This is a genomic window from Mesorhizobium sp. Cs1299R1N3 (genome assembly GCF_037179625.1).
Classification (GTDB): Bacteria; Pseudomonadota; Alphaproteobacteria; order Rhizobiales; family Rhizobiaceae; genus Mesorhizobium; species Mesorhizobium salmacidum.
Map to the genome: position 1 here is coordinate 14,192 of NZ_JAPYKQ010000021.1, position 17,637 is coordinate 31,828.

Consider the following 17,637-nt stretch of genomic DNA (forward strand, 5'->3'; position numbering starts at 1 on the left):
CGGCCACTTCGCGTGGGTTCAGCGCCTTAAGGCCTCAAGCGAAGACGTGCGCCTTGCCCGATACGGTCAGCCGCACGATCTCGCCGACCGCCGGCGCGTCCATGCCGGATTTGCGCAGGATCAGCGGCGTGCCGCCGATCGCGGCGGCGTCCGGCGGATCGGAATTGTTTAGGAGTCGCACCGCGATCGTGCATGTCGAGCCGGCGAATTCCGATTCCGTCACCTCGCCGAAGGGCATGTCTGGTGTGCCCGACATGCCCTCGCGCGAGGTGCGTTTGAGCCCAATCTGCTCCGGCCGCAACATGATGCGGGCGACATCGCGGCTGTCCGGCGTGTCGACCGCGATGCGGCCCAGCGGCGAACTGGCGAAGCCGCCCGAAATGCTCGCGGGCAGGATGATGGCATCGCCGAGGAACTCGGCGATCATCCTGTCCTTCGGCTTGAGATAAAGCTCGCGCGGCGTGCCGACCTGGGAAAATTTCCCGTCGCGCATGACCGCCACCTGGCTGGCGAAGGACAGCGCCTCGGCTTGGTCGTGCGTCACCAATATGGTGGTGATGCCGGCCCCTTCCAGAAGCTCGGCAACCGCCTTGCGCATCGAGGCGCGCAGACCGGTGTCGAGGGCCGAGAACGGCTCGTCGAGCAGCATCAGCCGCGGTTTCATCGCCATGGCGCGGGCTAGCGCCACGCGTTGCTGCTGGCCGCCGGAGAGCTCGTGCGGACGGCGTTTGAGGATCGCCTTGTCCAGTCCAACGATATAGGCAAGTTCGATGATGCGCTCGGCGCGCTTGTCATCGTCCCGTGCCATGCCGAAGCCGATATTGTCCGAGATGGTCAGATGCGGGAACAGGGCGCCGTCCTGCGCCACCAGGCCAATGCCGCGGCGATGCGCCGGCACAGCGGCGCCGCCATTGGCCAGCACCTGCCCGTCGAGCACGATGCGGCCCTGATCGGGCGCCTCGAAACCGGCGATCAACCGCAGCAACGTCGTCTTGCCGCAGCCGGAAGGTCCCACGATCGCCGTGCGGCTGCCACTGGCGACATTCAGGTCGACGCCGGCAAGTGCGGCGACCGCGCCGTAGTGCTTGTGCAGATTGCCGAGTTCAAGAAAGCTCATCGTCCGGCCATCCGCTTCGACTGGACATAGAGCAGCCAGGTCAGGGGCAGCGACATCGCCACCATGATGAAGGCGTAAGGGGCCGCCGAGGCGTAGTCGATCTCGCCGCTATAGGACCAGAACGCCATGGCCAGCGTGCGGGTGCCGTTCGGCGCCAGCATCTGCGTCGCGGTCAATTCGTTCATGATGCCGAGCGCCACCAGCGCCATGCCGGCCGCCGCACCCGGCGCCGACAGGCGGATTGTCGTCGACCACAGCGCGTTGAGCGGCCGCCGGCCGAGGCTGGACGCGGCGCGCTCGAGTTCGACCGGGGCCTGGGCGATCGACGCCCGCAGGCTGACCAGGGCACGCGGCAGAAACATCAGGGCATATGCGACCAGGATGGTGAACAGGGTCTGGTAGAGCGGCAGGGCGATGCGCACGGTGATGGTGACCAGCGCCAGCGCAATGACGACACCCGGCAGCGAGCCGACAATGTAATTGCATCCCTCCAGCAGGCGCTGCAACGGACCGGGCGCGCGGATCGAGATCCAGGCCATCGGCATGGCAGCGACGGTGGCAAGCAACGCGCCGGCAAGCGATAGGAACAGTGTCTGGCCGAGTGCCAGGCCAATCTCATCGAGACGCCAGACATCGGCGCCACCGGCGATGAGCCAGCGGCCGATGGTGATGAACGGCACGCCAAGCGCCAGCAGGGTGGTGACGACGAGCAGCAGCAAGCTGGGCAGGGTGGCGCGACCGAGGCTCATCCGCTGCTGATATCGCGCGGCACCCGAGCCGACACGGGCATAACGCTCCTCGCCGCGCACCAGCACTTCGAGGCCGAGCAGCACGAAGCAGCAGGTCACCAGCACGCCGGCCAGCATGTTGGCGGCCGGACCGTTGAAGGTCGACTGGAACTGGTCGACGATCGCGGTGGTGAAGGTGTCGAAGCGGATGAAGACGTAGAGGCCATATTCGGCCAGCAGATGCAGGCCGACCAGCAGCGAGCCGCCGCAGATGGCGAGCCTGAGCTGCGGCAACACGACACGCCAGAACACACGCCAGGGTCCGAGACCAAGTGCCGCCGCGGCATCCTCCAGGGCGGGATCGAGGCGGCGCAGCGCCGCCGACACCGGCAGATAGAGGAAAGGAAAATAGGCGATGACGGATACCAGCACGCCAGCCCAGAGGCCGTGCAGCCCCGGCACCATGGTGATCCAGGCATAGGAGTGTACGAAAGCGGGGATGGCGAGCGGCGCCACGCAGAGCCAGGACCAGAGCCGGGCACCAGGCAGGTCGCTGCGTTCGGTCAGCCAGGCCAGCGTCACCGACAAGGTGATGGCGATCGGTACGCCCAGCAGCACCAGCAGGCCGGTGTTTGCCAGCAGTTCGCCGACACGTGGCCGGAAGACCAATGCCGCGACAGTGTCCCAACCGGTCTGCACCGCGATCCATATGATGAAGGCAAGCGGCACCAATGCCAGCAGGGAGACTGATATGGCGGCGATGACAAGCCAGGGCGCCACACGCCGCTGCGTCCTTCGGCGCATCTTCGGCGGTAGGCCAGGGTGCGCGAGATCGACCGCGGGCTGCATCAGCTCAGGCGCCATGCCATCGCGGCGTGGCGGCGGCAATCAGGGGACCACGGTCGCGGTCAGGAACGAAGCGTGTCGTCATGGACGAATGCATCTCGGAACAAAACGCTCCCGCGGAAGGTGAATTCCCGCAGGAGCACGGTTTGACGTCCTTATTAGGAAGAACGACGACTAAAGCAAGCCGGCTGCGGTCATCAGGTCGGTGACCTTCTTGGAGTTCAGCGTCGCGGCGTCGACCTTCGGCGCCTGCAGGTCGACCAGCGGCACCAGCTTCGGATTGGACTGCGCACCCTTGCCGACCGCGTATTCGAAGGAAGTTCCGTTCTTCAGCACGTCCTGGCCACCCTTGCCGGTCACCCATTTCAGGAAGGCCTGGGCTTCCTTGGGGTGCTTGCTCGAGGCGAGCACGCCGCCGCCGGAGACCGATACGAAAGCGCCCGGATCCTGGTTCTTGAAATAGTGCAGCGCGACATTCTTGGAGTTTTCGCCGGTCTTGGCCTGATCGCCGAAGTAGTAATAGTGGTAGATCACGCCGCCTTCGATCTCGCCGGCATTGACCGCCTTCATCACCGTGCTGTTACCTTTGTAGGCGGTGAAGTTCGCCTTCATCGCCTTCAGCCAATCGGCCGTGCCGGCCTCGCCCTTGAGCTGCAGCAATGCGCTGACAATAGCCTGGAAATCGGCGCCAGATGGCGAGGCCGCCCAGCGGCCCTTCCAACTCGGGTCGGCGAGGTCGATCATCGACTTGGGCAACTGGTCGGCCTTGAGCTTGGTCGTACTATAGGCAAAGACGGTGCTGCGCGCGGCCACGCCCACCCATTTGCCGCTGGCGGCCTGATAGTCCTGCGGGACCTGTGCGAGCGTGTCGGCGTCGACCGGCGCGAACAGGCCGGCATTCTCGACCAGCACCATGGCCGGCGAATTTTCCGTCAGAAACACGTCGGCGGGCGAGGAGGCGCCTTCGGCGACGATCTGGTTGGAGAAGTCGCTGTCGCCGCCATTGCGCAAGGTAACCTTGATGCCGGTTTCCTTGGTGAACCCTTCGGCCCAATCCTTGGCCAGGCTTTCATGCTGGGCGTTATAGACGATGATGCCGGCATCTTCGGCCGTCGCCGGACCGGCGGCCAGGCTGATTGCAAGCGCCGCTACGCTGGCCAGGGCAAGAAGGGGGGATTTCATAAGGTACTCCTCGGGTTGCCCGCACTGCGGGTGCGTCCGAGTATCAATTCATGAATGGGTTAGTCAAGATTGAAAGGCAATCGGCGCCATCACGGTTTCGCGTATCGGACGCTGATGGCATCATCCGATATGCGGTGCTGGTGGCTGCTCCTGCGGAATGCAACCATCGACCATCGGATGAATGGTCCAGCGCTGGTCCAGGCCCTGCTGCGTTCGTTTGGTCTCCGGATCGAACGCTTCGTTCAGCATGGCGCACCAGGTTCTGCGCAGATTCTCGCAGCGTGTCCTGAACGCGGCGCTGCCAAGCCCGTCACGCATATCCTGCGCGGTGAGGTCGATGGCCTCGCCCGGCGGTTTGGGCGGGACCGTGCCCGTGTCGGGAAAATCCGGATTCCACTGAAGATAGTGTCTTGCGTCGACACCGGCCGCCGCATCGAATTTGACCACCGTCATCAGCGGATGAAACTCATGCCAGCCCTTGTGATAGCCGTCATAGACATGTTCGCCGAGGACGGCGACATGATCGCCCATCCTGATGGGGCCGAGCGCCTTGTCGCCGACATTGGCGTCCTCGACATTGCCGGGATTCCAGTTGAACAGTCCCTGCAGGACCGGCTTGACCCCGCCGAAGTAGGACGCCGCTCCGCCGATGGCGCCGCCAATGGCCGCTCCGAGCAATCCTCCCAGGAACGAGCCGATGGCGCAGCCCAGCGCACCCAGGAAGAACGACCCTATGGCGCAGCCGACAGCCGCCCCAACACTGGCGCCGGCGGCCGCCGCGGCCGCCGTGACGACCAGAGCCGCCGCCAGCAGGATGACAATGGCCGGCGCCAACTGGCGCATCTTGATCCAGAAGTCACCCTCGGCCTCGCAGTGCAGGGCCCAGCGGGCATGATCGTCCGCGGGTGCGTAGCCCAGATCCGTCTTCAGGTCATCGCGCGGCAACAGCAGTTCATGACCCTGAAAGCCGTCATTGAGAATGTCGTTCGCCGGATGGGCCGTGATGTTGGCGGCGAATTCCGCGACGACGGTGCCGTCGCCATTGTAGCGATTGGCGGCGGCCAAAGCGGCCTCATTGGTTTCGGCGTTGAGAATTTCAGTCGTCGGATGCGGCATCAGTATGACGTCGAAATACTGGTCGTTGTCGAAGGCGCCGAGATCGCTGCGGAACGGATTGTAGGAGACGATGCCGAGGGCGCATTTCGGATTGTCCTTGTCGAGGCAGACCAGGCGATGGTTGAGCCATTCCCCGGCGGCCTTGTCGATCGTCGCGGTGGCGGACGCCAGAAACGCGATTGCCGCGGCAAGTGCTGCGCCGACCGGCCCCAGCAGCAAGCCGAAGGCGGCTGCCACCCCGGTGATGACGATGATCTGCAGCGCTTGGCCGGCGAGGAAAGCCAGCCGGTCGTCCTCATTGTAGGGCTTGCCACCGGCCGGATAGAGAAAGCAGCTCGTATAGTGCTTGTAGGCCATCGGAGCGCCTCAGCCTTTCGTGGCGGTGAGCGTCACGCCGCCGGTCATGGTGCGCGATCCGCTTTCGCCGATCGTGAAGACATGGACGTTGAAGGCCTTTGAGCCACGGAAGGCGGCGTCCCTCGGTTCGATCTCGACGGTGATCTCGGTTATCTGGCGGGGCTGCAGTGAAAGCGTTCTTGGAACGATCCTGACCGACCAGTCATCGGGAACGGGAAACCGGCCATAGGCCTGTTCCTCCAGCGCCTTGGCCCAGCGCGCCTTGCTCTCCGCGAGCCTCGGCTGCGGGGTGTCCGTGCGTTCGTCTCGACCTTGGCCGCGTGGCGGGGTACATGGTTGCAGCTTCGGCAGGCCGTAGCAGTCCGCCTCGATCTGGAAACGCCGGACGACCGAGGCCTCGTTGCGGACGCTGAAGGAGAACTTTGCCGGTGAGCGCATCTCGGCAATGTTGACGTTCTTCTGGCCGAGGTTGTTGCCGGGGTTGGCGTCATCGCCCCAGGAAAGCTGTGCCTGCAGGCAGTAATGGCCGCCGGTGGCGGGCGTGGTCCAACTGAATTCGGCGTAGGCAGGGCAATCGATCGTGCCCTTGGCCCCGAGATTGACGGCGAGGTTGGCGATCGGACGGGAAACGGTCTGTGCGCCGAAGGACAGGTAGGACAGCGCCACCCCGACGCCGACGGCCGGCGCATCATAGGACCCGTTCCAGACACGCACGCGAACGCGATAGGTGCGAGAGGGCTGCAGCGCACCGGTGACTGGCGCGGCGCCGTCGAAAATGTCGATGTCGGGATTGTCCCAGGTGACCGCGAGACCCTGCGCCATAAGATAGTACTGGGCATAGAGAAGAGGATCGGCGCGCTTGTAGATGTCGGGCGGCAGCTGGATGCAGCAATCGTTCTGCGCGGGGCCTGGCAGCCGCTGGCGCTTGGCCAACCGGCACAGCAGCATGCGAATCGTCGCAAACAGCACGTTCAGCCCGACGGCAAGACGCTTCCAGAATTCGGCGGCGAACAACAGCAGTGCCGCGGTTCTGACGTGGTTGACCAGAGATCCTGCCATGTCGTGTTTCCCACGCTGAGAGGACGCAACGGTAGTGTTTTCCTGGCAAACGTGTCCCCGCCGGTTCCCCGGCTATTTCTTCAGTGATCCCTGTCTTCCGTAGAAGTAGATGGCAGCGACAAAGACTATGGCCGCAATGACAAGGCCGCTCTCGAAAGTTCCCGAGCCATTGTCGGGAGAAAATCCAAAAATGCGTTCAATGAAATCCATTTCGGCCTCCCTCCGATCCTTGACGCTACAGAAGGGTTTACCTTACGTCAATCAAAGCTTGGCCAGCGCTGTTCCCAACGCCCCGGACCGGGAACCAGGGAAACCGTCAGGGAATTTTCGCGGGCCATCCCGCAAACTTTCGTGATTTGCCCGTAGTTTGGCTTGGACATTATTTCGCCGGCCACGTAACAAATCAGTGCCGAGGCGCGAAGATCGGGGAGTGAACTCTTGTGAGCGGCAAGGACGAGGCCGAGCTTTCCCGGCTGATGCGGGCCGCGATCGCGGGAGATGAAAGGGCTTACGCCGACTTTCTGCACCGGATTGCCGCGCTGATCCGCGGCTTTGTCAGGCGCAAGATCGTGCAGGGCGGGGTCGATCCCGAGGATGTCGTGCAGGAAACCTTGCTGGCCATTCATGTCAAACGACACACCTGGCGCCAGGACGCGCCGGTGTTGCCATGGGTCTATGCGATTGCCCGTTTCAAGCTGATCGACGCATTCCGGCGGCGCGGGCGGCGCATCGAAATCGATGTCGACGACATCGCCGAGACTTTCGCCGAGCCGGAAACCGAGACGGTCAGCGAGCGCGACATCAACCGGGCCCTCGACGGGCTGCCGCCGGCTCAGCGGTCCGTGGTTTCGGCCGTGTCCGTGGAGGGCCGTTCCATCGGTGAGACAGCGGCGAAGTTCGGCATCAGCGAGACGGCGGTGCGTGTGTCGCTGCACCGGGGACTTACCGCCATAGCCAAGCGATTCGGACAGGGGCGGTTCGGACGGGAATGACATGAAGACCGACGATCTCATCAAGGCGCTCGACGCCGATGCCCGCAGCAAGGCGATGCCATTGCGCTCGGCCTGGTGGCTGGCGGCCGGTGCGGCCGTCGTCGCCGCGGCCGCTGTTTTCATGATGACAATCGGGCCGCGCCCCGACTTCATGGTTGCCGCGCACACGATCCGTTTCCTGTCCAAGTTTGTTTTCACCGTCGTGCTCGCCATCAGCGCCTTCGCCCTGATCCGTGCCCTGTCGACGCCGGGTGCGGCGACAGGCCGGGCAATGGCGGCGATGATCGCCGCGCCGCTGCTGGTCGCGGTGGCCGTGGTGCTGGAACTCTTCATGGTGCCGCAGGCGCTATGGGGCACGCGCATGATCGGATCGAACATGATGATCTGCATGAGCTTCATCCCGCTGATCGGCATCGGCCCGCTGGCCATCTTCCTGTGGATGCTGCGCTATGGTGCGCCGACACGGCCGATGCTTGCCGGCACCGTCGCGGGGCTGCTTGCCGGCGGGCTGGCGGCGACCTTCTATGCGGCGCACTGCTTCGACGATTCGCCGCTTTTCGTTGCCACCTGGTACACGATCGCCATCGCGGCCCTCGCTTTGCTCGGCGCGCTCGGCGGGCGGTTTTTCGTGCGATGGTAACAGGATACCCGCGCCCACACCCCGTTAATACCGGTCCTTAATCATGCCGGCAATTGTTTGCCGGTTTCCCATGTCGCCGATGCCCCGGTCGCAACCTTTCCTTAAAATCGATCCTTCAGGGTCTTAACGGAAAAAAGCGATTGCCCACGGGGGTGGCATAAATCGTGACATTGCGAAGTATCATCGGGCCGGGACAGTACAAGCATGCAGCTCTGGCGCTGCTTGTGGCCGGCTTTGCCGTGGTGGCCGCCTCGCTTGTGCCGTCAAGGCTGGACCTTGGCGCGGAAGCCCTCAGACTTTGCCTTCAAATATCGGTCGCGGTTACGGTCTGCGCGCTTTTCCTGGCCTATCTGTTCATCACGCGCATCTCTGATGACCGGCGGCAGATTGCGGAGAGCGAGCAGCGGTTCCGCCGAGCCATGGAAGATTCGGCCATCGGCATCGCCATCGTCAGCCTCGACGGGCGTATTCTCCAGACCAACCCAGCCTTCGCCGCCATGCTTGGCTATAGCCGCGAGGAAATCGAGGCGCTGACCTTCTTCCAGATCACGCATCCCGACGATCTGCGTCTCGGGCGGGAAACCATGGAAAGCATGAGAGCTGGCACGGTCAACGCCTTCCAATTCGAGAAGCGTTACCTCAAAAAGGATGGCGCGCCCATTTGGGCCAATCTTGCCGGCTCCGTCATCCGAGACGAGAAAAGCGGCCGGCCGCTCTATCTCGTTTCGCAGATCGAGGATATCGACGCGCGCAAGCAGGCCGAGGCGCGCATCACGGAGGCGGAAACGCGCTGGAATTTCGCGCTGGCCGGCGCCGGTCAAGGTGTCTGGGATTTCGACATGCGCAAGGGGGGCACCACCTATTCCCCCACCTGGGTCAAGATGTTGGGCTACGGGGATGGCGAGCTCGATGGCGACCCCGATCGCTGGCTGACGATGATCCATCCCGACGACCGCGTCGCGGTCGCGGAGGCTGATCGCGCCCATCTCGATGGCCAGACGGAATTTTTCGAGGCCGAGTTCAGGATGCGCCACAAGGATGGCAGCTGGGTTTGGATTCTCGACCGCGGCAAGGCCATCGAGCGCGATGCGGACGGACAGCTGATCAGAGCGATCGGCAGCTTGACCGACATCACCCGGCGCAAGCAGGCCGAAGAACGGCTCATCGTCTCAGCGGCGATGCTGGCCGGCGAGAAGGAGCGGCTAAGAGTGACGCTGCAATCGATCGGCGATGCGGTTATCTGCACCGATGCCGCGAACCGCGTCACCTTCATGAACCCGGTGGCCGAAAAGCTGACCGGCGTTTCCGGCGACGAGGCACTCGGCAAGACGCTGAGCCATGTCTATTGGGCGGTCGACGAGGAGACCGGCCACAGGATCGGCATGACGCGGCCCGTGACAGGCGAAGAGGCGCGCTCCGACCAGAACAGCCGCGCGGTCCTCATCCGGCGCGACGACACACGCTGCAGCATCCGCCAGGTCGTGTCGCCGATCATCAACGAGCGCAACGAATTCGGCGGGCTGGTGATCGTCTTCCAGGACTTCACCGATGCGCGCGCCCTGCAGCGCCAGCTTGCCCATGCCGCCGCGCACGATGCGCTCACCGGGCTCGCCAACCGCTCGAGCTTCATCCGCGCCATGGAGGGATTGGTCGATCAGGCGCGCAAGGACGGCACGAGGGCCGGGGACCGCCATCAGTTCATGTTCATCGACCTTGACCATTTCAAGCTGGTCAACGACACGGGCGGTCACGCTGCGGGAGACGCCCTGCTGAAGCGGGTCGCGGAGGCAGTGCGCGGCGTGCTTGGTTCTGAAGACATCGTCGCGCGTCTGGGTGGCGACGAATTCGCTGTTATCCTGAAGTCCGGTTCTGCCGCTGGCGCGCGGCTCGCGGCGCGTTCCATCATCGATGCGATAGCCGGCCTCAACTTCACCTGGGAGGGCCGGCCGCACGCGATCGGCGCCAGCATCGGGCTGACGGCGATCTGCGCCAGTTGCGGCGAAGTCGACGAGATCATCGCGAGGGCCGATACCGCCTGCTATGCGGCCAAGGCGGCCGGGCGCGGATGCGTTTGCGTGGCACCCGACGGCAAAACCGCCGACGACAGGTCAGAACCACCCAAGCCGCTCGCCGCGGCCTCGTGACCGGACGCGTCAGCGCGTCGGAACGGGGTGCTCGCCGCGATAGTCGTAGAAGCCGCGCCCGGTCTTGCGGCCGAGCCAGCCGGCCTCGACATATTTGACCAGCAGCGGGCAGGGACGGTACTTCGAATCCGACAGGCCGTCATGCAGCACCTGCATGATCGACAGGCAGGTATCGAGACCGATGAAATCGGCAAGCTGCAGCGGTCCCATCGGATGGTTGGCGCCGAGCCTCATGGCGGTGTCGATGGCATCGACCGAGCCGACGCCCTCATAGAGGGTGTAGATCGCCTCGTTGATCATCGGCAGAAGGATGCGATTGACGATGAAGGCCGGGAAATCCTCCGAGACCGTGATCGTCTTGTCGAGCTGCTTCACATAGGTCTTCGCCGCCTCGAAGGTCTGGTCCTCGGTGGCGATGCCGCGCACCAGTTCGACCAGCTTCATCAGCGGAACAGGGTTCATGAAGTGTATGCCGATGAACCGCTCCGGCCGGTCGGTCTGCGCTGCTAGCCGCGTGATCGAGATCGACGAGGTGTTGGTCGCCAGGATCGCTTCGGGGTTAAGCTGCGGGCAGAGCTGCGCATAGATCTTGCGCTTGACGGTTTCGTCCTCGGTCGCCGCCTCGATCACCAGATCGGCGCCGGCAAGATCGGCCATGGTCGGTGCCGACGCGATGCGTGCCATGGCCTGGTTACGGAGTTTCTCGTCGAGCTTGCCGGACCCCACCTGACGGGCCATGTTGCCGCTGATGGTGGCGATGCCCTTCTCGATACGGTCGGGCGATATATCGTAGATCAGAACCTTGTAACCCGAAAGCGCGGAGACGTGCGCTATGCCGCCGCCCATCTGGCCCGCACCAATGATGCCGATCGTCTCGATCTTGCTCATTACCCGATCCCGTCCGGAGCGTTTTTCGCCAGAATCGCGAACCGCCCCATCTCTTTGTTTTCCCGCAATTCCCGGCGCAAAAAACCTGCGCACTGCCGCTGGAATTGCTCTCAGCCTTTGTGGCCTGCTTATTGTGCGGTGCAAACTAAAAGGGTGGGGCGACTTCGTCTACCCCACCCCTGGCAATTTAATACGGTTGCGCGGAAGCGTCAAAGCGCCTTCTGCAACTCCGGCAGGATGACGAAGAGGTCGCCGACGAGGCCGTAGTCGGCAACCTGGAAGATCGGCGCTTCCTCGTCCTTGTTGATGGCGACGATGACCTTGCTGTCCTTCATGCCGGCGAGGTGCTGGATGGCGCCGGAGATGCCGACCGCAATGTAGAGATCGGGGGCGACGACCTTGCCGGTCTGGCCGACCTGCCAGTCGTTCGGCGCATAGCCGGCGTCCACGGCGGCGCGGGAAGCACCGACGGCGGCGCCGAGCTTGTCGGCGACCGGCAGGATGACTTCCTGGAATTTTTCCGAGGAACCGAGCGCACGGCCGCCCGAGATGATGATCTTGGCCGAGGTCAGCTCCGGACGGTCGGTCTCCGACAGCTTGTTCTCGACGAAGGTGGACAGGCCGGGATTGGCAGCCGCAGGAACCGTCTCGACCGAAGCCGAGCCACCCTCGGGTGCCGCCTGGAAGGAGGCGGTGCGCACGGTGATCACCTTCCTGGCGTCGCTCGACTGCACCGTCTGGATGGCGTTGCCGGCATAGATCGGCCGCTTGAAGGTATCCGGCGAGACCACTTCGATGATCTCGGAGACCTGCGCGACATCGAGCAGGGCCGCCACGCGCGGCGCGACGTTCTTGCCCGCGGACGTCGCCGGCGCGATGATTGTGTCGTAGGCGCCCGCCAGCGAGACGACCAGTGCCGCCGTCGGCTCGGCCAGGCGCTCGGCGAGTTCGTCGGCCTCGGCGAGCAGCACCTTGCCGACGCCCTTCAGTTTCGCGGCTGCGTCGGCAGCAGCCTTGGCACCTTTGCCGGCCACCAGCACATGAACGTCCGAGTTGATCTGCAGGGCTGCCGAAAGCGCCTTGGCGGTCTGGTCGGAAAGAGTTGCGTTGTCGTGTTCTGCGATGAGGAGAATGGTCATATTTCTGTTCCTTTCCCGATCGTTTACAACACGCCGGCTTCGTTCTTGAGCTTGTCGACCAGTTCGGCGACGCTCTTGACCTTGACGCCCGCCTTGCGGCCGCTCGGCTCCTCGGTCTTGATAACCGTCAGGCGTGGCTTGACGTCGGCGCCGTAGTCTGCGGGCGACTTCTCGTCGAGCGGCTTCTTCTTGGCCTTCATAATGTTGGGCAGCGAGGCATAGCGCGGCTGGTTGAGGCGAAGGTCGGCGGTGACGATCACCGGCATCTTCAACTCCACCGTCTGCAAGCCGCCGTCGACCTCGCGCGTCACCTTGGCATGGTCGCCCTCGAGCACGACCTTGGAGGCGAAGGTGCCCTGCGCCCAGCCAAGCAGGGCGGCCAGCATCTGGCCGGTCTGGTTGGAATCGTCGTCGATCGCCTGCTTGCCGAGAATGACAAGGCCTGGCTTCTCCGCCTCGACCACGCCCTTCAGCACCTTGGCGACGCCGAGCGGCTCGGTCTGTTCGTCGGTCTTGACCAGGATGGCGCGGTCGGCGCCCATGGCGAGCGCGGTGCGCAGTGTTTCCTGCGCCTGCTGCGGGCCGATCGACACGACGATGATCTCTTCGGCCTTGCCGGCTTCCTTGATCCGGATCGCTTCCTCGACCGCGATCTCGTCGAACGGGTTCATCGCCATCTTGACGTTGGCGAGTTCCACCGCCGAACCGTCGGCCTTCACGCGAACCTTCACATTCGCGTCCACAACCCGCTTCACGGGCACAAGGATCTTCATTTGCCTGTCACCTCTTCACGCTAGTTGGGCGCGCTATAGCAGCCTGCGCCCTTTCTGAGTTGTCGAAAGCCGACATTCCGGATGGAAATTCTGGTCTTTGCCCGCCTTGCGGCTGCTCCTTAACCGCCTTGGGCTGCGACGGAGACGTTTCCGTAATTGTGGCAACCCTTGTCGTCAATACGCTGGAAGCTGCTCAAATCGGTTCAGTTTGGGCCAGAAGGGTTTCCGCGGCCCCAGCGCGCCGCAGTGACGGACGTTTGGGGTGTCGCTGGTTCGCCAACGGCCGGAGGCTGTTCGGGGGTCGGAACCACGGCGTCCTCGTCAGCGGGGGCAAACAGCGGCACGCCGCGACTGCGCAGGACCAGCACCAGGACCGCGCCGGCAATGATGCCGCCGATGTGGCAGGCCCAGGAGATTTGATCCTCTCCACCGGCCGCGAACATGACGACCTGGAACAGCACCCACAGGATGAGCGGAATGAAGGCTGGAATACGCAAGGGGATGCGGGCAAACGCAAGCACCCACACCTTCACCCTGGGATAGAGGATCAGGTAGGCGACGACCACGCCGGCAATGGCGCCCGAGGCGCCGATCAGCGGTACTTGCGAATCCCAGGCGATGAGCCCCTGGAAAGCGGCTCCGGCTATGGCGCAGAGGAGATAGAAGATCAGGTAGCGGATGTGGCCGAGCGCGTCCTCGACATTGTCGCCGAACACCCAAAGGAACAGCATGTTGCCGCCGAGATGGAAAATGTCGGCATGCAGGAAGGAATAGGTGAGGTAGCTCAGGCTCTCGGGGATGATGATAAAGCGAGGGTCAAGCTCGGCCGTGTCGTGAACGACGGAGGGGATGAAGCCGAGGCCAAGCATGGCGGCATTGGTGAAGTTCTCGCCGCCGAGCGCCGTGGCGCAATAGACCACGGCGTTGGCGACGATCAGCCCGATCGTCACATATTGCAGCCTGATGTGGCGCAGCCTGTTGGTGTCGTAAAGCGGGATGAACATTTGTCGTTGGCCTCCTCCCGCCTTTCAGTCCGTTCAGCGGTTCTTGCCGGGAACCCATAGCACGTCGGCATTTCCATTGTCATTGACCGCCCGGGCGGCGACAAACAGGAAATCCGAGACGCGGTTGATGTATTTCAGCCCGTCGCGGTTGACGTGTTCGGCCGGGTCCTGAGCCAGGGCGACCATCAGCCGCTCGGCTCGCCTGGCCACGGTGCGGGCAAGATGGAGGGCGGCCGCCGCCGGCGTGCCGCCGTTCAGCACGAAGGATTTCAGCGGCCGGAGGTCTTTGTTGAGGAGGTCGATGTCGTGCTCGACACGGTCGGTCTGGGCGGCAACGATGCGCAGCGGCTCGTAGTCAAGCGGCTTGCCGTCATCAGGCACTGCGAGATCGGCGCCGAGGTCGAAAAGGTCGTTCTGAATGCGGGCAAGCATGGCGTCGATCGCCTGATAGCTCTGTGCGGTATGCACGCGAGCCATGCCAATGCAGGCATTGGCTTCGTCGACCGTGCCATACGCATCCACCCTGAGATCGGATTTCAGCCGCCGCTCACCAGTGCCGAGCCCGGTGGTGCCGTCATCGCCGGTGCGGGTGTAGATCTTGTTGAGCTTGACCACATCGCCTCCCGAAGGCCCTCACTTGCGGGTGAAATACACGGCCAGCAGGATCAGCGCCAGCGCCACGGCCTGCAGCAGAACGCGCGCCTGCATCAACTTGTTGGAGGTCACACCGGAGCCGCCGCGCATCATGTTGATGAGGCCCCTGATCAGCACGACCACCACGGCGGCCATGACCAGAATGGCAAGGATGTTGAAGGCAGTGGCCATTTTGTGTTTCCAGTTCTTTGCTTGTTCAGGCGCGCTTGGCGAGCAGGCGGTGGAGCATCGAGGCCGGCAGGATGCGTTTGAGCATGGCCCCGATCTTGGCCGATATTGTTACCACATAGTGCGGGCGCGGGCGCCGCGACAGAAGTGCATGGCAAAGCACCTTGTGGACCACTTCCGGCCCGGGCTTCAGTGCCGATTGGCTGCCGCCGGCGCGCATGCGTTCCAGCTGCGCGGCATAGTCGGCGCGATGCACGGAATTCTCGTGATCGATATTCCTGAGGAACCAGGGCAGGCCATTGCTGGCGATCTTGGATTTCACCGGCCCCGGCTCGATCAGCGAGACATGGATGCCGCTGCCGGCCAGTTCCTGGCGCTGGCAGAGCATCAAGGCCTCCAAGGCATGTTTGGACGCCGAATAGGCGCCGCGGAAGCGCACAGGCACGAGACCCAGGATCGACGAGCAATGGACGAGGCGGCCGTGGCCCTGGCGGCGCATCACCGGAACCAGACGGCGGGTCAGGTCGTGCCAGCCGAAGAAATTGGCCTCGAACTGCTCCTTGAGCGCCGCAACGGGCAGATCCTCGACGGCGCCTGCCTGCGCGTAGGCGCCGTTGTTGAACAGCGCGTCGAGCCTGCCGCTAGTGCGGTCGAGCACTGCCGCCACCAGGGCGGCGATCGATGCCGGTTCAGTGTAATCGAGATAGAAGGCCTCGATGCCGTCCGCTTCGAGCGCGGCGATGTCTTGCGGCTTGCGCGCCGTCGCGAACACCCGCCAACCCTCGGCCTTCAACGCACGGGCGCAATAGGCGCCTATGCCGGAAGACGCACCGGTGACGATGATGGTGCGCAACTCTGCCGCTGGAGAATTCGAGGTTTGACGAAGGGTTGCCATTTGTCGCATTCCCTTCCCATATTCGCGGCGTCGAGACAATCGAAGGGAGCGCGCGTTCTTGCTGCGGAATATTGTCGCCCTGCGCCGCGTGCTCTACGACGCGCTCGGCCATTTCAACACCGATGACGGCTGGGCGATGGCCAGCCATCTGGCGATCACCTCGCTGATGGCGCTGTTTCCGTTCCTGATCTTCGCCACGACGCTGGCCAGCTTCCTTGGCGCCCAGGCCTTTGCCGACACAGCCGTGCATCTGGTCTTCGACACATGGCCCGAGCAGATCGCCAAGCCGATCGCGCGCGAGGTGCTGAACGTTCTGACTGTCAGGCGCACCGACCTGTTGACTTATGGCGTGCTGCTTGCCGCCTATTTTGCCTCTAACGGCATCGAGGCGCTGCGCACGTCGCTCAACCGCGCCTACCGGGTCACCGAGACGCGCGGCATCATCTATCGCCGGGTGCAGAGCATCTTCTTCGTGCTGATCGCGACCGCCGGGTTCCTGGCTATCAGCGTGCTCCTGGTGTTCGCGCCCCTGCTGGCGCGGCTGGCGGAAGCTCATTTCGAATGGATCAAACCCTATACGGGCACGAGCACACTGTGGCGTTACGTCATTGCCTCAACGGTTATCATCGGAGGACTTTTTGCCGTCCACTACTGGCTGCCGGCCGGCAAGCGCCGTTTCGTATCGCTGATACCCGGCATCATCTTCACGCTGGCCGCATGGCTTATCGGCTCGACGATGTTTGCCACCTATCTCGACCACTTCTCGTCCTATGTGACGACCTATGCCGGTCTCGCCTCGATCATGATCGCGGTGGTTTTCCTCTACATCGTCTCCGCGATCTTCATCCTCGGCGGCGAGCTCAACGCCGCGATCAGCCGCTATCTGGAGGCGCGCGCCCGGGTCGGTTGACCGAACTGAGGAATTGAAGAAATGGGGAATTGAAGAACTGGAGAATTGAAGAACTGGAGAATTAAAGAGTTGAAGAGAAGTACACGGCGCGAGATAGGCCTCAATTCCTCAATTCCTCAATTCCTCAATTCTTCCCTTGGTCTGACGAGCCGTTGCCAGGCCGACACCGAGTGTGGTGATCGCCATGCCGGCGATCTGAAGTGCGTTGAGCTGTTCGTTGAACAGGGCCCAGGCGATGATGGCCGTCACCGCCGGCACGAGGTAGAACAGCGACGCCACTTTCGACATCTCGCCGTCGCGGATCATCACCATCAGAAGGAAGATGGCGCCGAGCGACAGCACCAGCAGCAGCCAGGCCATGGCGAAGATCAATTCGCCATTGATGACGACGGTTTGCGTTTCGAAGGCAAGCGAAGCCAGGATCATCAGCGAAGCGCCGCCGACATATTGCCACATGGTGGCCGCCACGAGATCACCACCGGAAGCAAAACGCTTCTGCCAGATGGTGCCGGCACTCATGCCGAGTACGGAGACCAGGGAGGCGATCAGCGTGGCCGCCGTCACGCCGCCGCCGAGCGCCCCGAGTTTTGGCCACAGCACGATGACGATGCCGACAAGGCCGATAACAAGGCCAAGCCAGTGGCGCGGCAGGATGGCCTCGCCCAGAAACTTGCCAGCGAGCACCGCGGTGACCAGCGGCTGCAGGCCGACGATCAGGGCCGAAAAACCGGCCGGCATGCCCCTATGAATGGCCCAGAAAACGGCGCCGAGATAGACGCCATGCATCAGCACGCCGGCGCCGGTGGCATGCAGCGCCTCGATGCGGGTGGCTGGTTTCGAGCCCAGCACCAGCATCAGGACGCCAAGCAGGATGGCGGCCAGCACGAAACGCGCCGCGAGGAAGGTGAACGGCTCCGCCCAAGGCATGGCGTAACGCGCACCGATGAAGCCGGTCGCCCAAAGGACGACGAAGGTGGCGGGGATGAACCGCTTGAGGCTGGACATTTTCCGGAAACCGCCGCGCT

18 protein-coding genes are annotated in these 17,637 nt (G+C 63.6%); 4 read left to right on the plus strand and 14 right to left on the minus strand.

Annotated elements, in window-relative coordinates:
- Positions 1-34: 34 nt before the first annotated feature.
- From O7B34_RS28335 to O7B34_RS28360, 6 genes are all read right to left on the minus strand, one after another.
- A complete protein-coding gene (locus O7B34_RS28335; RefSeq protein WP_337149121.1) occupies positions 35-1,117 on the minus strand; it encodes an ABC transporter ATP-binding protein in 1,083 nt (360 codons plus the stop codon).
- The gene (locus O7B34_RS28340; protein ID WP_337149167.1) at positions 1,114-2,694 is read right to left on the minus strand and encodes an ABC transporter permease; all 1,581 of its coding nucleotides are present in this window, start codon (positions 2,692-2,694) and stop codon (positions 1,114-1,116) included. The genes O7B34_RS28335 and O7B34_RS28340 overlap by 4 nt, the downstream gene beginning before the upstream one ends.
- A gap of 171 nt (positions 2,695-2,865) precedes the next feature.
- Positions 2,866-3,873, minus strand: coding sequence for an iron ABC transporter substrate-binding protein (locus O7B34_RS28345; RefSeq protein WP_337149122.1), 1,008 nt, complete (start codon positions 3,871-3,873; stop codon positions 2,866-2,868).
- Positions 3,874-3,993: 120 nt separating this feature from the next.
- Complete coding sequence (locus O7B34_RS28350) at positions 3,994-5,346, minus strand: hypothetical protein (protein WP_337149123.1); 1,353 nt, start codon at positions 5,344-5,346, stop codon at positions 3,994-3,996.
- Between the two features lie 9 nt (positions 5,347-5,355).
- Positions 5,356-6,405: a hypothetical protein gene (locus O7B34_RS28355; RefSeq protein WP_337149124.1), complete on the minus strand. Its 1,050-nt coding sequence runs from the start codon at positions 6,403-6,405 to the stop codon at positions 5,356-5,358.
- A 72-nt stretch (positions 6,406-6,477) separates the two neighbouring features.
- Positions 6,478-6,615, minus strand: a complete 138-nt coding sequence (locus O7B34_RS28360; RefSeq protein WP_337149125.1) for a hypothetical protein — start codon at positions 6,613-6,615, stop codon at positions 6,478-6,480.
- A gap of 230 nt (positions 6,616-6,845) precedes the next feature.
- Between O7B34_RS28360 and O7B34_RS28365 the strand changes: the two genes are divergently transcribed.
- From O7B34_RS28365 to O7B34_RS28375, 3 genes are all read left to right on the plus strand, one after another.
- A complete protein-coding gene (locus O7B34_RS28365; RefSeq protein ID WP_337149126.1) occupies positions 6,846-7,397 on the plus strand; it encodes a sigma-70 family RNA polymerase sigma factor in 552 nt (183 codons plus the stop codon).
- 1 nt (position 7,398) lies between these two features.
- The gene (locus tag O7B34_RS28370) at positions 7,399-8,037 is read left to right on the plus strand and encodes an NrsF family protein (RefSeq protein WP_337149127.1); all 639 of its coding nucleotides are present in this window, start codon (positions 7,399-7,401) and stop codon (positions 8,035-8,037) included.
- Between the two features lie 164 nt (positions 8,038-8,201).
- A complete protein-coding gene (locus O7B34_RS28375) occupies positions 8,202-10,181 on the plus strand; it encodes a PAS domain S-box protein (RefSeq protein ID WP_337149128.1) in 1,980 nt (659 codons plus the stop codon).
- A 9-nt stretch (positions 10,182-10,190) separates the two neighbouring features.
- Here the strand turns inward: O7B34_RS28375 and O7B34_RS28380 are convergent, their stop codons facing one another.
- The 7 genes from O7B34_RS28380 to O7B34_RS28410 form a co-directional block, all read right to left on the minus strand.
- Positions 10,191-11,069 carry a 3-hydroxybutyryl-CoA dehydrogenase gene (locus O7B34_RS28380; RefSeq protein WP_015315562.1) on the minus strand — a complete coding sequence of 293 codons (879 nt, stop codon included), beginning with the start codon at positions 11,067-11,069 and terminating at the stop codon, positions 10,191-10,193.
- Between the two features lie 209 nt (positions 11,070-11,278).
- Positions 11,279-12,208 carry an electron transfer flavoprotein subunit alpha/FixB family protein gene (locus O7B34_RS28385; RefSeq protein ID WP_337149129.1) on the minus strand — a complete coding sequence of 310 codons (930 nt, stop codon included), beginning with the start codon at positions 12,206-12,208 and terminating at the stop codon, positions 11,279-11,281.
- 23 nt (positions 12,209-12,231) lie between these two features.
- Positions 12,232-12,981, minus strand: a complete 750-nt coding sequence (locus O7B34_RS28390; protein ID WP_337149130.1) for an electron transfer flavoprotein subunit beta/FixA family protein — start codon at positions 12,979-12,981, stop codon at positions 12,232-12,234.
- 203 nt (positions 12,982-13,184) lie between these two features.
- Positions 13,185-13,985, minus strand: coding sequence for a rhomboid family intramembrane serine protease (locus O7B34_RS28395; protein ID WP_337149131.1), 801 nt, complete (start codon positions 13,983-13,985; stop codon positions 13,185-13,187).
- Between the two features lie 33 nt (positions 13,986-14,018).
- Positions 14,019-14,600, minus strand: a complete 582-nt coding sequence (locus O7B34_RS28400; RefSeq protein WP_337149132.1) for a cob(I)yrinic acid a,c-diamide adenosyltransferase — start codon at positions 14,598-14,600, stop codon at positions 14,019-14,021.
- 18 nt (positions 14,601-14,618) lie between these two features.
- Positions 14,619-14,810, minus strand: coding sequence for a twin transmembrane helix small protein (locus O7B34_RS28405; protein ID WP_015315567.1), 192 nt, complete (start codon positions 14,808-14,810; stop codon positions 14,619-14,621).
- Between the two features lie 25 nt (positions 14,811-14,835).
- Positions 14,836-15,702 carry an SDR family oxidoreductase gene (locus O7B34_RS28410; RefSeq protein WP_140747852.1) on the minus strand — a complete coding sequence of 289 codons (867 nt, stop codon included), beginning with the start codon at positions 15,700-15,702 and terminating at the stop codon, positions 14,836-14,838.
- A gap of 58 nt (positions 15,703-15,760) precedes the next feature.
- Between O7B34_RS28410 and O7B34_RS28415 the strand changes: the two genes are divergently transcribed.
- Entirely contained in the window at positions 15,761-16,612 is an 852-nt protein-coding gene (locus O7B34_RS28415; RefSeq protein WP_027143458.1) for a YihY/virulence factor BrkB family protein, read from the plus strand.
- A gap of 108 nt (positions 16,613-16,720) precedes the next feature.
- Here the strand turns inward: O7B34_RS28415 and O7B34_RS28420 are convergent, their stop codons facing one another.
- Complete coding sequence (locus tag O7B34_RS28420; protein ID WP_337149133.1) at positions 16,721-17,617, minus strand: DMT family transporter; 897 nt, start codon at positions 17,615-17,617, stop codon at positions 16,721-16,723.
- Positions 17,618-17,637: the final 20 nt, after the last annotated feature.

Bases quoted from the DNA above. Each gene is read 5' to 3' on its own strand.
- O7B34_RS28335 (WP_337149121.1), bottom strand. From the start codon at position 1,117: ATGAGCTTTCTTGAACTCGGCAATCTGCACAAGCACTACGGCGCGGTC.
- O7B34_RS28340 (WP_337149167.1), bottom strand. From the start codon at position 2,694: ATGCAGCCCGCGGTCGATCTCGCGCACCCTGGCCTACCGCCGAAGATG.
- O7B34_RS28345 (WP_337149122.1), bottom strand. From the start codon at position 3,873: ATGAAATCCCCCCTTCTTGCCCTGGCCAGCGTAGCGGCGCTTGCAATC.
- O7B34_RS28350 (WP_337149123.1), bottom strand. From the start codon at position 5,346: ATGGCCTACAAGCACTATACGAGCTGCTTTCTCTATCCGGCCGGTGGC.
- O7B34_RS28355 (WP_337149124.1), bottom strand. From the start codon at position 6,405: ATGGCAGGATCTCTGGTCAACCACGTCAGAACCGCGGCACTGCTGTTG.
- O7B34_RS28360 (WP_337149125.1), bottom strand. From the start codon at position 6,615: ATGGATTTCATTGAACGCATTTTTGGATTTTCTCCCGACAATGGCTCG.
- O7B34_RS28370 (WP_337149127.1), top strand. From the start codon at position 7,399: ATGAAGACCGACGATCTCATCAAGGCGCTCGACGCCGATGCCCGCAGC.
- O7B34_RS28380 (WP_015315562.1), bottom strand. From the start codon at position 11,069: ATGAGCAAGATCGAGACGATCGGCATCATTGGTGCGGGCCAGATGGGC.
- O7B34_RS28385 (WP_337149129.1), bottom strand. From the start codon at position 12,208: ATGACCATTCTCCTCATCGCAGAACACGACAACGCAACTCTTTCCGAC.
- O7B34_RS28390 (WP_337149130.1), bottom strand. From the start codon at position 12,981: ATGAAGATCCTTGTGCCCGTGAAGCGGGTTGTGGACGCGAATGTGAAG.
- O7B34_RS28395 (WP_337149131.1), bottom strand. From the start codon at position 13,985: ATGTTCATCCCGCTTTACGACACCAACAGGCTGCGCCACATCAGGCTG.
- O7B34_RS28405 (WP_015315567.1), bottom strand. From the start codon at position 14,810: ATGGCCACTGCCTTCAACATCCTTGCCATTCTGGTCATGGCCGCCGTG.
- O7B34_RS28410 (WP_140747852.1), bottom strand. From the start codon at position 15,702: ATGGCAACCCTTCGTCAAACCTCGAATTCTCCAGCGGCAGAGTTGCGC.
- O7B34_RS28420 (WP_337149133.1), bottom strand. From the start codon at position 17,617: ATGTCCAGCCTCAAGCGGTTCATCCCCGCCACCTTCGTCGTCCTTTGG.